This window comes from Bradyrhizobium oligotrophicum S58 (genome assembly GCF_000344805.1).
Classification (GTDB): Bacteria; Pseudomonadota; Alphaproteobacteria; order Rhizobiales; family Xanthobacteraceae; genus Bradyrhizobium; species Bradyrhizobium oligotrophicum.
In genome coordinates, this window is the sequence record NC_020453.1 from 5,479,545 (window position 1) to 5,493,652 (window position 14,108).

General features: G+C 66.2%; 10 protein-coding genes. 3 read left to right on the forward strand and 7 right to left on the reverse strand.

Annotated elements, in window-relative coordinates; genetic code table 11:
- Window positions 1-12: 12 nt before the first annotated feature.
- From S58_RS23775 to S58_RS23800, 6 genes are all read right to left on the reverse strand, one after another.
- Window positions 13-1,122: a DUF2336 domain-containing protein gene (locus tag S58_RS23775; RefSeq protein WP_042340177.1), complete on the reverse strand. Its 1,110-nt coding sequence runs from the start codon at window positions 1,120-1,122 to the stop codon at window positions 13-15.
- A 152-nt stretch (window positions 1,123-1,274) separates the two neighbouring features.
- Window positions 1,275-2,693 carry an HlyD family type I secretion periplasmic adaptor subunit gene (locus tag S58_RS23780; RefSeq protein ID WP_015667924.1) on the reverse strand — a complete coding sequence of 473 codons (1,419 nt, stop codon included), beginning with the start codon at window positions 2,691-2,693 and terminating at the stop codon, window positions 1,275-1,277.
- Between the two features lie 10 nt (window positions 2,694-2,703).
- Window positions 2,704-4,821: a type I secretion system permease/ATPase gene (locus S58_RS23785; RefSeq protein ID WP_015667925.1), complete on the reverse strand. Its 2,118-nt coding sequence runs from the start codon at window positions 4,819-4,821 to the stop codon at window positions 2,704-2,706.
- Between the two features lie 194 nt (window positions 4,822-5,015).
- Window positions 5,016-6,740 carry a C2 family cysteine protease gene (locus tag S58_RS23790; protein WP_015667926.1) on the reverse strand — a complete coding sequence of 575 codons (1,725 nt, stop codon included), beginning with the start codon at window positions 6,738-6,740 and terminating at the stop codon, window positions 5,016-5,018.
- 357 nt (window positions 6,741-7,097) lie between these two features.
- A complete protein-coding gene (locus tag S58_RS23795; RefSeq protein WP_015667927.1) occupies window positions 7,098-7,943 on the reverse strand; it encodes a hypothetical protein in 846 nt (281 codons plus the stop codon).
- Window positions 7,944-8,290: 347 nt separating this feature from the next.
- Window positions 8,291-9,490: a TrmJ/YjtD family RNA methyltransferase gene (locus S58_RS23800; protein WP_015667928.1), complete on the reverse strand. Its 1,200-nt coding sequence runs from the start codon at window positions 9,488-9,490 to the stop codon at window positions 8,291-8,293.
- Window positions 9,491-9,792: 302 nt separating this feature from the next.
- Between S58_RS23800 and S58_RS23805 the strand changes: the two genes are divergently transcribed.
- From S58_RS23805 to S58_RS23815, 3 genes are all read left to right on the forward strand, one after another.
- Window positions 9,793-11,007 carry an NADP-dependent isocitrate dehydrogenase gene (locus S58_RS23805; protein WP_015667929.1) on the forward strand — a complete coding sequence of 405 codons (1,215 nt, stop codon included), beginning with the start codon at window positions 9,793-9,795 and terminating at the stop codon, window positions 11,005-11,007.
- Window positions 11,008-11,105: 98 nt separating this feature from the next.
- Window positions 11,106-11,612, forward strand: coding sequence for a DUF3455 domain-containing protein (locus tag S58_RS23810; protein WP_015667930.1), 507 nt, complete (start codon window positions 11,106-11,108; stop codon window positions 11,610-11,612).
- 90 nt (window positions 11,613-11,702) lie between these two features.
- A complete protein-coding gene (locus S58_RS23815) occupies window positions 11,703-12,482 on the forward strand; it encodes a hypothetical protein (RefSeq protein WP_015667931.1) in 780 nt (259 codons plus the stop codon).
- A gap of 318 nt (window positions 12,483-12,800) precedes the next feature.
- On the opposite strand, the gene S58_RS23820 is transcribed toward S58_RS23815, so the two are convergent.
- Window positions 12,801-14,093, reverse strand: coding sequence for an NAD(P)/FAD-dependent oxidoreductase (locus tag S58_RS23820; protein ID WP_015667932.1), 1,293 nt, complete (start codon window positions 14,091-14,093; stop codon window positions 12,801-12,803).
- Window positions 14,094-14,108 lie beyond the last annotated feature (15 nt).

Below are 14,108 nucleotides of genomic sequence, written 5' to 3' on the forward strand. Positions count from 1 at the left end.
TGCCGGGCTGCCTCAATGCGCAAGGGCGCGCGGTGTGCCGCTCCTCGCGGGATTCTTGCGCGACTGATAGAATTCGAGCACGCTGCGCGAGGTCTGCACTTTGATCTTGGCATAGTCGCGCTCGAGATCCTGCAGTTCGCCGGCGGTGATGCGCTGGTCGCGCGCGCCGAGGAAGGCGAGCGCCATCGTGGTATCCCAGGAGAAGTCGAGCGCCCTGGCCAGCATCAGCAGCATCTCGCGATCACGATCGAACAGCGCCCGCTCGACGACGTCGGGCGGCAACCCCGACAGTAGCGCCAGGCCGATCATCACCTCTTCGACCTTGTGGGCGACGGCATAGCCCGCGATGGCCATCTCGTGTAGATTGCCGAGGCGATGCTGGATCGAGACGGTGCGCTTGGCAACGAAGTAGTTGCGAGAACCGGGCCCGAACTTGGACTGAAGATCGCCGGCGATAGTGGCGACCGAGCTATGGATCTCGCCGAGAAGCTCCGGCCGCTCGCCGGCCAGCCGTTTGCCGACGTCGTCCGAGGCCTTGGCGATCAGCTGCTGGAACAGGTGCCGGGGAATGTCGAGGCGCCGCCCGAGATGCTCGGCGAGGATCGAATCGTTCTCGGCCCGCTGCACCATGTGCAGAAAACCCTGGCCGGAGAACTGCGCGCCGTGATTTCGCGCCACCGCAGTGGCGACCGCGCGGTTGCCGCGCGAGGCCAGCACGTCGGTGACCGCCGGGCTCAATGTCTTGCGCTCGGCGATCGCGAGCAGATGCTCCTGGCTCTTGGTGCTGGCGTTCTCGACCAGCGTGGCGTCATCGAGCCGCTCCGAGTCGCGCAGCACCGGGCCCGCGACGTAGATCTCATCGTCGAAGGCGAGCTTGCGGATGACGCTCGCCGGTGAATATTCGATCCTGGCGAGGCGATCCGCGAGCTTGGCACGCGCCTCGGTCTCGATCTCGTCGGCGAGCCGGCCGATGACCTCGCCGAAGGTCGCGATCTCGTCCTCGCAATAGCGTCCGGCGAGCAGAAGGTCCGTCGCATGCCACAGCGCGCGCTCACGGCTGTCGGCGGTGCCCCGCGCAATCGCATCCTCGAGGTCCCGCAACACCGATCTGGTTTCGTTCATGATGAAAGCCGCAACGTCCCAACGAGGAAAAGGCAATGCCGCAACATACCTCTCGAACGCGAGCGTTCCGTAAGCGCGTCCATGAGGATTTGACGGGGACCATTCGATTAAATTCGCGCAGGTCCGTTAAGCATGCCGGCGAACCGGCGTCCTCAGCGCTCGCGCATCGCATCGTGAACGTGCTCGCGCAACGGCGCCAGCAGGAAGTCGATGATCCGCCGCTTGCCGGTCAGGATCTCCGCCTTGACCGACATGCCCGGCACCAGCGCCGCCATGCGGCCGTCGACGTCGAGCGTGCTGCGGTCGAGCGCGATGTGCACCATGTAGCGCAGGCGCTCGCTGGCCTCGACCCGGTCGGTCTGGTCGGCCTGCCGTTCGGCGCCCTGCACGCCGTTCGGATTGACGGGCGCTGCCTCGGCATCGCGGTCGACCGCGGTCACCGCGCCGGCGAGCAGCCCGTAGCGCGTGAAAGGAAACGCATCGACCTTGAGCTCGACGCGCTGGCCGACCTCGACGAAGCCGACATCGCGGTTCTCGACCACAGCCTCGACCTCGATCCTCTCGTCGTCGGGAACGACCGACAACAGCTGCTGCGCCGGCGTCACCACGGCACCGGCGGCAGCGAGATGCATCTGCTGCACTGTACCGTCGATCGGCGCGCGCAGCGTCTGCAGTTCGGCACGACGCATCGCCTTGGTCAGCGCCTCGCCGGCGGCGCGGGCGCGCTCGCGCGCGGTGGCGAGATCGCGCATCGCCTTGTCGCGGATGTCGGCCTCGGTCGCGACGATCTTCTGGTCGAGCCCGGCGATCGTGGCATCGAGCGAGTTGATCTTGGCGCGTGTGATCTCGAGCTCGGCGCGGGTCTCGACCAGGAGCTGCTGGCTTTCCAGCCGCGCGATGATCGAAGCATTGCCGATCTCGCTCGCCTTGATGCGGATATCGGCGCGCTGCGCGACCATCGGGAGCGTCTGCTCGTATTTGCCTGCGGTCTGCAGCAGCGCCTCGCGCTCGGCGACATGCTGGGCGCGCTCCTGCGCCAGCGCCGCCAGTTGGCTGGCACGCATCGCGGCCTGTGCGGTCAGCTGGGCCTGTGCCCGGTCGCCGTCGAGCGGGACGGCACCGACCACGAGATCGAACGGCGCGGTCGTCACGCCATCGAGAAAGGCCGCCAGTCGGACCTCGTCGAGCAGGCCCGCGATCAGATCGCTGCGGGCGCGATCGGCCTCCGCGGTGACCGCCGTCTTGTCGAGCTCGATCAGCGCATCGCCGGCGCGCACCCGCTGCCCCGGCTGCACCAGGACGGCCTTGACGCTCGCCGTCTCGAACGGCTGCACGACCTGCGTACGGGTGTGCGAGATCACCTTGCCGCTGGCAACCGCGACGATGTCGACCTTGCCGAACACCGCCCAACCGAGCGCCGTCAAGGTCACCGCGCACAGCGCCAGCGCCGTCAGGCGTCCGAGCGGGTTGGGCGGCGTCTCGGCAATTTCGAGCGCCGCCGGCAGGAATTCCTGCTCTGGCGTCGCGCTCCCGAACGAGACCGCACGCAGAAGGTTCGCAGGCGTCGCCATCCTCATCTCCTCAGCGGCCTGCGGACTGGATCCGATGCAGCGTCGCGTAGCGGCCGCCGCCGTCTACCAGCTGCTCGTGGGTGCCGTCCTCGATGATGACGCCGTTCTCGATCGTCAGGATGCGGTCGGCGTTGCGTACCGTCGACAGCCGGTGCGCGATGATCAGCACGGTGCGGCCGCGCACGATGTCGCGCATGTTGGCCTGGATGATGCTCTCGGATTCGTAGTCGAGCGCCGATGTGGCCTCGTCGAAGATCAGGACACGGGGATCGCCAACCAGCGCACGCGCAATCGCGATGCGCTGGCGCTGGCCGCCGGACAGCGACACGCCGCGCTCGCCGATCTTGCTGTCATAGCCCTGCGGCATCCGGCAGATGAATTCATGCGCGCCGGCAAGCTTGGCCGCATCGACGATCTTCTCCATCGGCAGCGCGGGATCGGCGAGTGCGATGTTCTCGCGCACCGAGCGGTTGAACAGCACGTTCTCCTGCAGCACGACGCCGATCTGCCGCCGCAGCCAGGATGGATCGAGCACCGCAGTGTCGACGCCGTCGACCAGCACGCGCCCCGCCTCGGGCTGGTACAGACGCTGCGCTAGCTTCGCGATCGTGCTCTTGCCGGAGCCGGAGGGGCCGACGATGCCGACCACCTGCCCTGACCCGATCTTCAGGGAGACGTCGCGCAGCACCGGCTGGGTGTTGAGGCCATAGCGGAAGGTCACGCGCTCGAACTCGATGGTGCCCTCCAGCGGCGGCTGGTTCTGCTCGGCGCCACCGCTATGCGCCTCCACCGGTGTGTTGAGGATGTCGCCGAGCCGCTCGACGGACAGCCGCACCTGATGGAAATCCTGCCAGACCTGGACCAGCCGCAACACCGGACCCGACACCTGGTTGGCCAGCATGTTGAAGGCGACGAGCTCGCCGACCGTCATCTTGTTGGCGATCACGAGGCCGGCGCCGACGAACAAGGTCAGCGCACCGACGCCCTTGTTGAGCAGGCTCGCGGCCTGGCTCGCCCAATTGCCGATCTGCGACGCCGAGAACGACGCGCCGACATAGCTCGCGAGCTGCTCCTCCCAGCGCCGCTGCATCAGGGGCTCGACCGCCATCGCCTTGATGGTTTCGACGCCGGTGACGCTCTCGACCAGAAATGCCTGGTTCTCGGCGCCGCGGCGGAATTTCTCGTCGAGCCGGCGCCGGAACGCCGGTGTCGTGGCGAGCGACAGCAGCGCATAGACCGGCAAGGTCGCGCAGACGATCCAGGCCAGGGTCGCGCTGTACAGGAACATCACCGCGATGAAGACCGCGGCAAAGGCGAGATCGAGCACCAGGGTGATCGAGGACGAGGTGATGAACTGCCGGATCGTCTCCAGCTCGCGCACCCGCGCCACGCTGTCGCCGACGCGCCGACTCTCGAAATAGGCCAGCGGCAGCCGCATCAGATGCCGGAACAGCCGCGCGCCGAGCTCGACGTCGATGCGGTTGGAGGTGTGCGTGAACAGATAGGTGCGCAGGCCCGACAGCACCGCCTCGAACAGCGCGATCAGCGCAAGGCCCACGACCATGACTTCGAGCGTCGACAGGCCGCGATGCACCAGCACCTTGTCGATCACGACCTGGAAGATCATCGGCGTCGCCAGGCCGAACAGCTGGATCACGAACGACGCCAGCAGCACCTCGATCAGGATGCGGCGATACCTGCCGATGGCGGCGACGAACCAGCTGAAATTGAACCGGCGCGCGGTGTCCGACAGTTCCGCCCGCTTGGCGATCAGGATCAGCTGGCCGGACCAGATGGCTTCGAACTCGGAAAACGTCAGCAGACGCGGCCCGGCATCGGCCATCGCCTGAATCAGAACGCCGCTGTCGGTCACCTTACCGATCACGGCAAAGCCGCCGTCCTCGAGCACCGCGAGCGTCGGCGTGGGCGTCGTCTTCAGGCGCGCTGCTTTTGATTTGACGAGTCTTGCCTTGACGGGGAAGCGCGCGGCTGCGCGCAGGAGATCATCGGTTGATAGCGCGTCGCTGCGGCCGGCCTCGTGCTGGATACGGCCGGGATCGGCAACGATGCCGAGCAGATGCAGCGACAGCGCCAGCGCCCATGCGCCCTGATCCGTACACGCCTGCATCGACTGGTCCCGCCTCGTGGTCTCGACAATCCCCGCCGACACACTCCGAAGCCCGCGTTGGCACGACGTTAAGCTGGATGCTTAACAGATGGCGCACGGTGCCAGGCCGCGCAGCCAGAGCGTACCGGGCTGGTACGACAAGACCGTCCCAGTCATACTGGGACGGTCCATTTCTCAGTCGCCGAACTTTTAGATCAGGCCGCCATCGGCATCGCCAGCGTATGCTGCTGTGAGCCCAGCCCTTGCGTGAACGCGACGCTCGAGGAGCCGCCGTCAGGAAGCGAGGCGATCGCCTGGACGAAGCCGGAGGCCGCGGCAGAGAGATCGTTGACGTCGGCGGTGAGCTTGAGGCCCGACGATGTCGTGGTCGTCGTCGCCGCCAGCTTCTTGGCGTCGCCGACATTGTCGACGGTGATGGTGTCGCCGGCCGCGAGCAGCGTCGCGAGGCTGACCTCGAAGGTGGTCTGCCAGTATTGTCCGGACGCCGAGCCCCAGGGGTTGCGGACCTGCAGCATGCCGTTTGAGCTGTTGTAGCCGTAGATCGACATCGCGTGATTGGCGACCAGCGTAGTCTTGCCGGTCGAATCCTTGGCATTGGTGTAGGACGACAGGATGACGTCGTCGCCCGCGGCAAGGCTGGCGGCGATGGTCGCCAGCACGCCCGATGTCGAGTTTCCGGTCGTATAGGCGTTCACGCCGAACGACGAATTGTAGACCACCTTGCCCCACGAGCCGCCCATGGCGCGGAAGTCGGTGATCTGGCTGGCGCCGGTGATCGCTTCGAGCGCGATCTCGGGCGCGCCGCCATTGCCTATCGTGGTGTAGGAATTGCCGTAGTTGATCGAGTTGCCGGTGTAGACGCCGCTGGCCTGCAGCTCGGCATAGGCCTTCTCGGCGAGGCTCGCCCAGATCGCGCTGCCGCCATTGTTGAAGATGTTGCCGCCATTGGCGAGCGCGGTATTGACGGTGACGTAGCGCGCCGCACCGTTGACGTAGAATCGCACGCCGTAGGTGCCGTTGCCGTTGGTGGTGAACATCGACGAGATCACCGACTGCTCCTTGTAGGCGACCTCGGCGAGGCCCGAGAGCAGGTAGCAGTCCCCCAGGTAGCCCTGGTTGATGTCATTGATGCCGGCGCCGGCGGCCGCGAACAGCGGCTTGGTCGAGTTCGAATAGGATACCGAGAACTGAGTGCTGCCGAGGATGACCTTGGACGACGGCAGGTCGGTGCCGAGGAACCACTTGCCGATCAGCTCGGCGAATTGCAGCTCGGTCGAGCCGGTCGCGAGATTACCGAGCGCCACCGAGCCGGCAGCACCGCCGGTCCAGGTCGCGTTCGCGGCATTGCCGTTGACGAGCGCCTGCATGATGGACGCAAGGTAGCTCGAGGTCGAGACGCCGTTGTTGAGATTGGCGGCAATGGTCCTGAGGTCGGCGAACTGGCTCGCGCTCAGCTTGGTCTTGGTGGACGCGAGCGACGCATCGATGTCGGTGAGCACCTTGAGCAGGCCGGCATAGGTGACGGTGCCGTTGGTGATGGCGGCCGTCATGTCGGCCTTGATCGCGGCATTGGTGAGGGTGCCGACCCAGGCCGGTGCGGCCGTCTTGGTCGTGGACGTTGCGGCGACGGTCGAGCTGGCAGTCGTCGTGGTGACGCCCGTGGTCGCGCCCGGTGTCGTGGTCACGGTCGCCGCGACGCTGCAGAAGTTGCCGTAGATCGCGACGGTCGCCGATGAATCCGCGTTCGCAGCGGCAGCCCACGACGCGGCCGGCGCCTGTGCGGCGGTCGCGGCTTGCTGGCTGGCCAGCCAGAGCGGTGTGAGATCGGGCGTGAGCCAGCTGTCGTTCGGGGAGAAACCGGTCTGGTCGCTGGCGTCGTCGGCGTGCGGGTTGCGTAGGCCCTGCGGCTTGATCGGCATTGGTCGAGGCTCTCCATGAACGATGTGGTCTCAGGTGATCGCCATCGCGATCGGACCGCCATCGTTCGCATCAGCCGTTGCCGTGAAGCTGCGCGATCCGTTCGAATTTTAGAAATTTGTCTCGATCAGCAGTATCCGGCGGCCGTTCGATCGGTAGGAGTTTACGGATCGACAGCAAACGACGCGCACGCGGTATTAGTACGGAGAGAATGTGGGCGTACCGACGGGGGCGGTCCTGCATCAGCCTGACCGCGACCCGCCCGAGACTATGCCTCGACATTCGTCATGGCGACCGCCGCCTCTAGATCGGCCGCGCCAATCGTATTTCGCTCGTCATGCGCGCGCCGAGACCAGTGATCACGGCATAATGCTGAGAATCCGCGCCTCCGCGTTGGCGACCGATCGCTCGCCCGATGTCGGCGGGCACTCGGCTGCGGCGCGGTCGATCAACCTGATGGCGTCGGCTTCGCGGCTCTGCTGCAGCATCAGCTCGCCGGCAAAGAAGCTCGCCTCGCAGCGACGCGCCTTGCGCACGGCCGGACCACCGCGATCAGCCGCCGCAAGCACCGCCTCCGGCGTTGTCTGCCCGAGGAACAGGCGGACGATCGGCGCCGGCCATTTGCTCATGTCGAGCCGCTTCGCGCTGTCGGCGAGCTCGCTCGGCTGACCGGCCCGGCGGCGCGCCAGATCCAGCCACAAGGCCGCATCGGCATTTCTGGGATCCATCTCGCTGAGCCATCTGAAATCATCCTGCGACTGCTCCAGGAGACCCGCCTGGAAACGCGCGATCCCCAATGCGCGATAGGCCTGCGTTCGGTAGCCGTTGCGCCCGAACGCCCGTCCGAAGCGGGACGCCGGCTGCGGCTCGCTCTCTTGCTGATCGGGAGCGGCGCGGTCGAATGCGGCCAGAAGACCGGCCGAGGACTGCTCGATGACGATCTTGTAGTCGTCGATCGCATGGTCGACATCGCCCTTGCGGAGATAGGCTCCGGCGCGCGCGAAGCGGGCCTCGATCACCTGCGGCGTCGCCGGCTTGCCGTGCTCGATCACCACGCTGCAGCCGGCAATGCGCGCGTCGGCGCCGGGATCGGCCGTGGTCGTGCACCGTTTCGCTTCGGCCGCTTCAGCACGCGCCGGCAAGCCGGAGATCAAGCCGATGATCAGTGCACAACCGAGATACAAGCGCCATCGTTGCGTCGTCATGAATGCCCCCTTGGTATTCCTATGTTGGGATGATGATACCAACACCAACCGGGCGAACCACAATCTGACATTGCATTCACGAATCATCGTTCAGCCGGTGTAAACGGGATCGCAGACTCAGGCCGACTTTGCGGGATCATCTCCTCAGCGTTGGGAGACGCGCTCTGACGTCTTCAATCGGCGATTGCGCCGCCGAGTCATGCTTGGTCGAATGGACCAACGTCCGTCCGTGGCGGGAGCGCTGAATTTTCGGTCAGCACCTGCGGGGGGCGACGCGACCGTCGACGATGATGACCAGGGACGACAGAAGCGGCGGCGCGACACGGCGGATGCAAACCGACGGTCGGCTACTTCGCCTCGGCGATCATCGCCTGCAGCCGCACCAGCTCCTGCTCCAGGTCAGCCTCGACATCCGCCGCCTTCACCTCGGTGACGCGATAGTCGCGGCTTTCGAGCCAGGCGCGGCGGGCGGCGCGGTCGGTGACGACGCCCTCGCTCTCGTCGGCGCCGACCAGCTCGATGGCGAGGCGGTGGATGAAGGAGACGAAGTCGGGGATGTGGCGGCCGACCGGAGTCTGGCGCTTGAACTGGCCGGCGAAGCGGCGGTCGCGCGACAACGCGTGCCACAGCGCCCGCTCGGCGTCGGTCGGGTTGCGGCGGAGCAGCCGCGCCAAGCCGCGCAGCGAGCCGCGCGAATCCGGCAGGTTGGCGACCGTGCCCTGCTCGGCGATCAGTGCACGCAGCCGGGTCGCCTGCTCGCTGTCGAGCACGCCGCCCTTGGCCGGCCCCTTGCGCCCTTCGGCGATCGCCATGACCACGCCGTGCAGGGTGTGGATGTCCTGCCGGCTCGGCTCCATGCGGAAGAAGATGTTGCGCAGATTGACCAGCATGGTTTCGCGCTTCTCGGCGGGCCGCAGGAATTCGACCCGGTCGAGCTCGCGCACGAGGTTCTCGAAGAACGCCTCCATCTGCTCCTGGGAGGAGCGCTCGGAGCGCTCGGGCATCGCGAACGGAAGCGCACCCGATGTCACCAGCTTGAACCATTCATAGCCCATCAGCAGCACGGCCTGGGCGAGGTTCAGCGAAGCGAAGCCCGGATTGACCGGATAGGTGACGATGCGGTTGGCGCGGGCGACCTCCTCGTTGGTCAGCCCCGCCCGTTCGCGGCCGAACAGGATGCCGGCCCGGCCGCCGGCGGCGATCTGGCCCTGCATCTCCCGGGCGGCCGCCTCCGGCCCCATCACCGGCTTGGCCTGGTCGTGGGAGCGGGCCGTCGTCGCAAACACCAGATCGAGGTCGGCGATCGCCTCCGGCAGCGTGTCGAACAGCCGGACATGGTCGATGATGTGGTCGGCCCCGGCCGCCGCCCGCTGGGCCGCGATGTTCGGCCAGCCGTCGCGCGGATTGACCAGGCGCAGCTCGGTCAGCGCGAAATTGCCCATCGCGCGCGCGGCCATGCCGATGTTCTCGCCGAGCTGCGGCTCGACCAGGATCACCACCGGCCCTGCGATCTCCAATCCCACCTTGGTCTTGTCGGTGCCCGACACGATCTGCCCTCAACTTCCACGTCACGTTAAAAGCGCCCGCGCCGCGCCCTGCCCGCTCCGTTGGCCCGGCTGACGAGAATTCTCAAGCAAAATAATCGGCTTAGCCAAGAATTCTACGGTTTGCGCGAAACTGCAGCGGCCGCCCTCGCGGCCGTTGCCCACCGCATGAGCGGGCTGCGAAAATCAGCACCGGTCGCATACCGGGTGCGCTTCCGCCCGCGGTGCAGCAGTGCTATGACGCGCTTGATTTCACAAGCGCTTTCCATTCCTGGCGCGCTGTTCCCAAGAAGGCCCAATCGATCATGGCAAAAATCAAGGTGACCAACCCGGTCGTCGAGCTCGACGGCGACGAGATGACCCGGATCATCTGGCAGTACATCAAGGACAAGCTGATCAACCCGTTCCTTGAGATCGATCTGCAATATTACGACTTGGGGATGGAAAGCCGCGACAAGACCAACGACCAGATCACGATCGATGCCGCCAACGCGATCAAGAAGGTCGGCGTCGGCGTCAAATGCGCCACCATCACCCCGGACGAAGCGCGTGTGAAGGAATTCGGCCTCAAGGAGATGTGGAAGTCGCCGAACGGCACCATCCGCAACATCCTCGGCGGCGTCGTGTTCCGCGAGCCGATCATCTGCAAGAACGTGCCGCGTCTGGTCCCCGGCTGGACCAAGCCGATCATCATCGGCCGCCACGCCTATGGCGACCAGTACCGCGCCACCGACTTCAAATTCCCCGGCAAGGGCGTTCTGACGATGAAGTTCGTCGGCGACGACGGCACCGTGATCGAGAAGGAAGTCTTCAAGGCGCCCGGCCCGGGCATCGCGATGGAGATGTACAACCTCGACGAGTCGATCTACGACTTCGCCCGCGCCTCGCTCAACATGGGCCTCTCCAAGAACTATTCGGTCTACCTGTCGACCAAGAACACCATCCTCAAGGTCTATGACGGCCGCTTCAAGGACATCTTCCAGGAGGTGTACGAGAAGGAGTTCAAGGACAAGTTCGAGGCCAAGAAGATCACCTACGAGCACCGCCTGATCGACGACATGGTCGCCGCGGCGCTGAAATGGTCGGGCGGCTACGTCTGGGCCTGTAAGAACTATGACGGCGACGTCCAGTCCGACACCGTGGCGCAGGGCTACGGCTCGCTCGGCCTGATGACCTCGGTCCTGATGACGCCGGACGGTCAAACCATGGAGGCCGAGGCCGCCCATGGCACCGTGACCCGCCACTTCCGCGAGCACCAGAAGGGCAAGGAGACCTCGACCAACTCGATCGCCTCGATCTTCGCCTGGACCCGCGGCCTGTCCCACCGCGCCAAGCTCGACAACAATGCCGAGCTGGCCAAGTTCGCGGCCGCCCTGGAGAAGGTCTGCGTCGACACCGTCGAGTCCGGCTACATGACCAAGGATCTCGCGCTGCTGGTCGGCGCCGACCAGCGCTGGCTGTCGACCACCGGCTTCCTCGACAAGGTCGCGGAAAACCTGACCAAGGCGATGGCGGCCTGAGCCGCCTCCCCATTTCCGCCTTTCGGTTTTGCCACTATGGTCACGGGCCGCGCCAAAAGCGCGGCCCGTTGCCGTTTTGCTGACCCGAAGGAATGACCATGCGCATCATCCCGACGCTTTCGCTGCTGCTGCTCGGCGCCCTGGCCGGCCGCGCCCATGCCGCCGAGACCACCATCCCCGATGCGCTGGTTGCGGCCGGCGAAAAGGCCGTACTGACGCTGCATGCCGAGGGTGCCCAGGTCTACGAGTGCAAGACCGACAAGGACGGCAAGCTGGCCTGGGCGTTCCGCGAGCCGATCGCCACCCTGTTCGAGGGCGGCAAGACCATCGGCCGCCACTATGCCGGACCGAGCTGGGAGCATCAGGACGGCTCGATCGTCGGCGGCCGGGTGCAGGGCACCGCGGTCGGCGCCACCGACAACGACATTCCCTGGCTGAAGCTCGAGGTCGTCTCCCATAGTGGCGGCAACGGCATCATGTCGGCGATCACCACCGTGCAGCGGATCAACACCTCGGGCGGCAAGCTGGCGGGCGCCTGCGACGCGGCCTGGCAATTTCGCAGCGTCGCCTACTCCGCCGACTACGTCTTCCTCCGCAAGGAGTGAGCGGATGGGACGGCCCGTTGCCCCAGGCCGCCAGGCCCAAGCCGTGCCGGCGCGACGCGCCGCATGTCCGGAAGCATCGGAGCCCGGAGGATGAGATCTCCGCTCGCCGAGTGGCCACGCCCGTACTATGTGGCGGGCGGCAAGGATGCCGTCCTGCTCTACGTGGTCTATGGCTGGGTGGATATCGATCGGCCGCTGTCCCGGAGCATCTATCGATCCAGCGGCGTCCCTGACGGCGTCGATCTCCTGGCTTGCGGGCCGACGGCGCATCCCGGCCTGGTGAGCCGCTTTCGCACCGGCCGTCCCTGGACTCAGCTCACGGCCGAGGACCCTGATCTGGCGGCGATCGTTGCCGCGCAGGATTTCTGCCTCGTGATCAAAGGCGACATCGCCGACCCGGCGACGCTGAGCTATTTTCGCGACGTGATCGGTCTGCTGACCTTCTGCCTCGATAACGGCGGCGTCGCCATCTACGACCCGCAGATCCTCAAATGGTGGAGTCCGTCGGAATGGCGCACCCGCGCCTTCGCGGTCGAGCATTGTGCGCCACGGCATCACGTCGTCATCTTGATCTCGCGGGAAGCTGAGGGCACCGAGTGGATTCACACCCGGGGAATGCGCAAGTTCGGCCGCCCCGACCTCAGCATCCACGGCGTCCGCGCGCAGTATCGGGCGGCCGTTATCGAGCTCGTCAACCGCTTCATCGAGCTGCTCGCTTTTGGCGCCGTCGTGCCCGACGGGTTGGACCTTCAGCTGCCCGCCCTGCCGGCAGGCATGATCTGCTGGCACAGAGGCAGTAATGACGACCCCGATTTCGACAACGAACATATCGAGATCGTATGGACCGACGCAGAGGCCCGGACCGGCTAGGGCAAGATGCATTTTGGTTTATCGAATAGTCGGCGACGATTTCCGTTCACCTCTCCCGAAGGGCTAAGAGATTAACTCCGGAAGTTGGGCGCGAGTTCTCACCGCGACAGCGGTGCGCTCCCTCGCCCCGCCCTTGCGGGGCCGCGACGAGCGCGTCGCAAGATGTGTGAATGTCACAGCCCGAAGGAAGAGGTGAACGGAGACCGTCGCGGACTATTCGGTCCAACCAAAACGCATCACGTCTAAGTCGCCACCGCGTGTCCTCTTGGCGATCAAGCCAGATCAGTCCGAACATCCACCCCCGGACGAAGGGCCCGTTCAGAGTCCAAACCGATCCCGCACCCGGCCAGCGATCACGGCGCTGGTCACGGCGACCGGCCACAACGCATGCAGCGGGATCGGCTTGATGCCCGTGATCGGCATATCGATCTGCGCGCTCGCGCCGCCGATTAGGCGGCGCGCCAGCTGGGCGCCCATCGCGGTCGATAGCGCCACGCCGCGGCCGTTGCAGCCGAGCGAGATCAGGATGCTCTCGGCCGGCTCGTGGATGTGCGGATAGTGGTCTTTGGTGATGGCGAGGCGGCTGTTCCAGCCGTGGGTCCAGGCGCCCCCCTTGAGCTGCGGCCAGAGCCGCTCGGCGTAGCGCATGAGATAGGCGACATCTCCCGGCGAATTGATCCAGCGCATCGGGCCGCGGCCGCCCATCAGCAGCCGGTTGTGCTGATCGATGCGGTAGTAGACGGTGATGTGGCCGCTCTCGTACAACACCGGCCGCGTCGGCATGATTGCGCGCGCGACCTCGTCCGGCAGCGGCGCGGTGGCTGCGATCGAGGAGAACACTGGAATGATGGTGCGGCGGAGCGCCGGCCAGAGATCGTCCGTAAAGCCGTTGGTGGCGATCAGCACCTTGTCGGCGTGCACCACCGCGTGCGGCGTCTGGATGCGCCAGCGCGTGCCGTCGCGGCGCAGGGACAGCGCCGGAGTCTCGCCGTGAACGGCTGCGCCCGCCGCGATCGCCGCGCGCGCCAGCCCGCGCGCATAGTTGAGCGGATGCAGGTCGCCGCCGCGCGCGTCGAACATGGCGCAGACATAGCGGTCGCTGCCGGTCACCTCGCGCAGCTGCTCCCGATCCATCAAGGTCACCGGCATGCCGCGGCGGATGCATTGTCGAGCGGTGCTTTCGATCGCAGCCGCGCTCGCCTCATGATAGGCGGCGCGCAGCGTGCCCTGCTGCCGCGCCTCGCAGGGAATCTGGTAGCGGCGGATCAGGTCGTGGGTAAAGTTGGTGGTGCCGTAGGCGAAGTCGATCATGCGGCGGCCGAGCTCGGGACCGAAATCGGCTTCGATCTGATCCGGGTCATGCTTCAGGCCCGGATTGGTGTGGCCACCATTGTTGCCTGAGGCTCCCCAGCCCGGTTCCTGCGCTTCGAGCACTACGCAGTCGGTGCCCTGCTCCGCCAGATGCAGCGCGGTCGAGAGGCCGGTGTAGCCGCCGCCGATGATCGCCACCGAAACAGTCCTGTCGACGTCGAGCAGCGGCGTTGCTACGGGCGCCACCGCCGTGTCGGCGTAGACCGACGGAGGCAGAGGAATGCGAGAGGGCGTGATCATATCGGACACCGGCAA

Coding starts and splice junctions, on each gene's coding strand:
- S58_RS23775 (WP_042340177.1), bottom strand. CDS start 1,122: ATGAACGAAACCAGATCGGTGTTGCGGGACCTCGAGGATGCGATTGCG.
- S58_RS23780 (WP_015667924.1), bottom strand. CDS start 2,693: ATGGCGACGCCTGCGAACCTTCTGCGTGCGGTCTCGTTCGGGAGCGCG.
- S58_RS23785 (WP_015667925.1), bottom strand. CDS start 4,821: ATGCAGGCGTGTACGGATCAGGGCGCATGGGCGCTGGCGCTGTCGCTG.
- S58_RS23790 (WP_015667926.1), bottom strand. CDS start 6,740: ATGCCGATCAAGCCGCAGGGCCTACGCAACCCGCACGCCGACGACGCC.
- S58_RS23795 (WP_015667927.1), bottom strand. CDS start 7,943: ATGACGACGCAACGATGGCGCTTGTATCTCGGTTGTGCACTGATCATC.
- S58_RS23805 (WP_015667929.1), top strand. CDS start 9,793: ATGGCAAAAATCAAGGTGACCAACCCGGTCGTCGAGCTCGACGGCGAC.
- S58_RS23810 (WP_015667930.1), top strand. CDS start 11,106: ATGCGCATCATCCCGACGCTTTCGCTGCTGCTGCTCGGCGCCCTGGCC.
- S58_RS23815 (WP_015667931.1), top strand. CDS start 11,703: ATGAGATCTCCGCTCGCCGAGTGGCCACGCCCGTACTATGTGGCGGGC.
- S58_RS23820 (WP_015667932.1), bottom strand. CDS start 14,093: ATGATCACGCCCTCTCGCATTCCTCTGCCTCCGTCGGTCTACGCCGAC.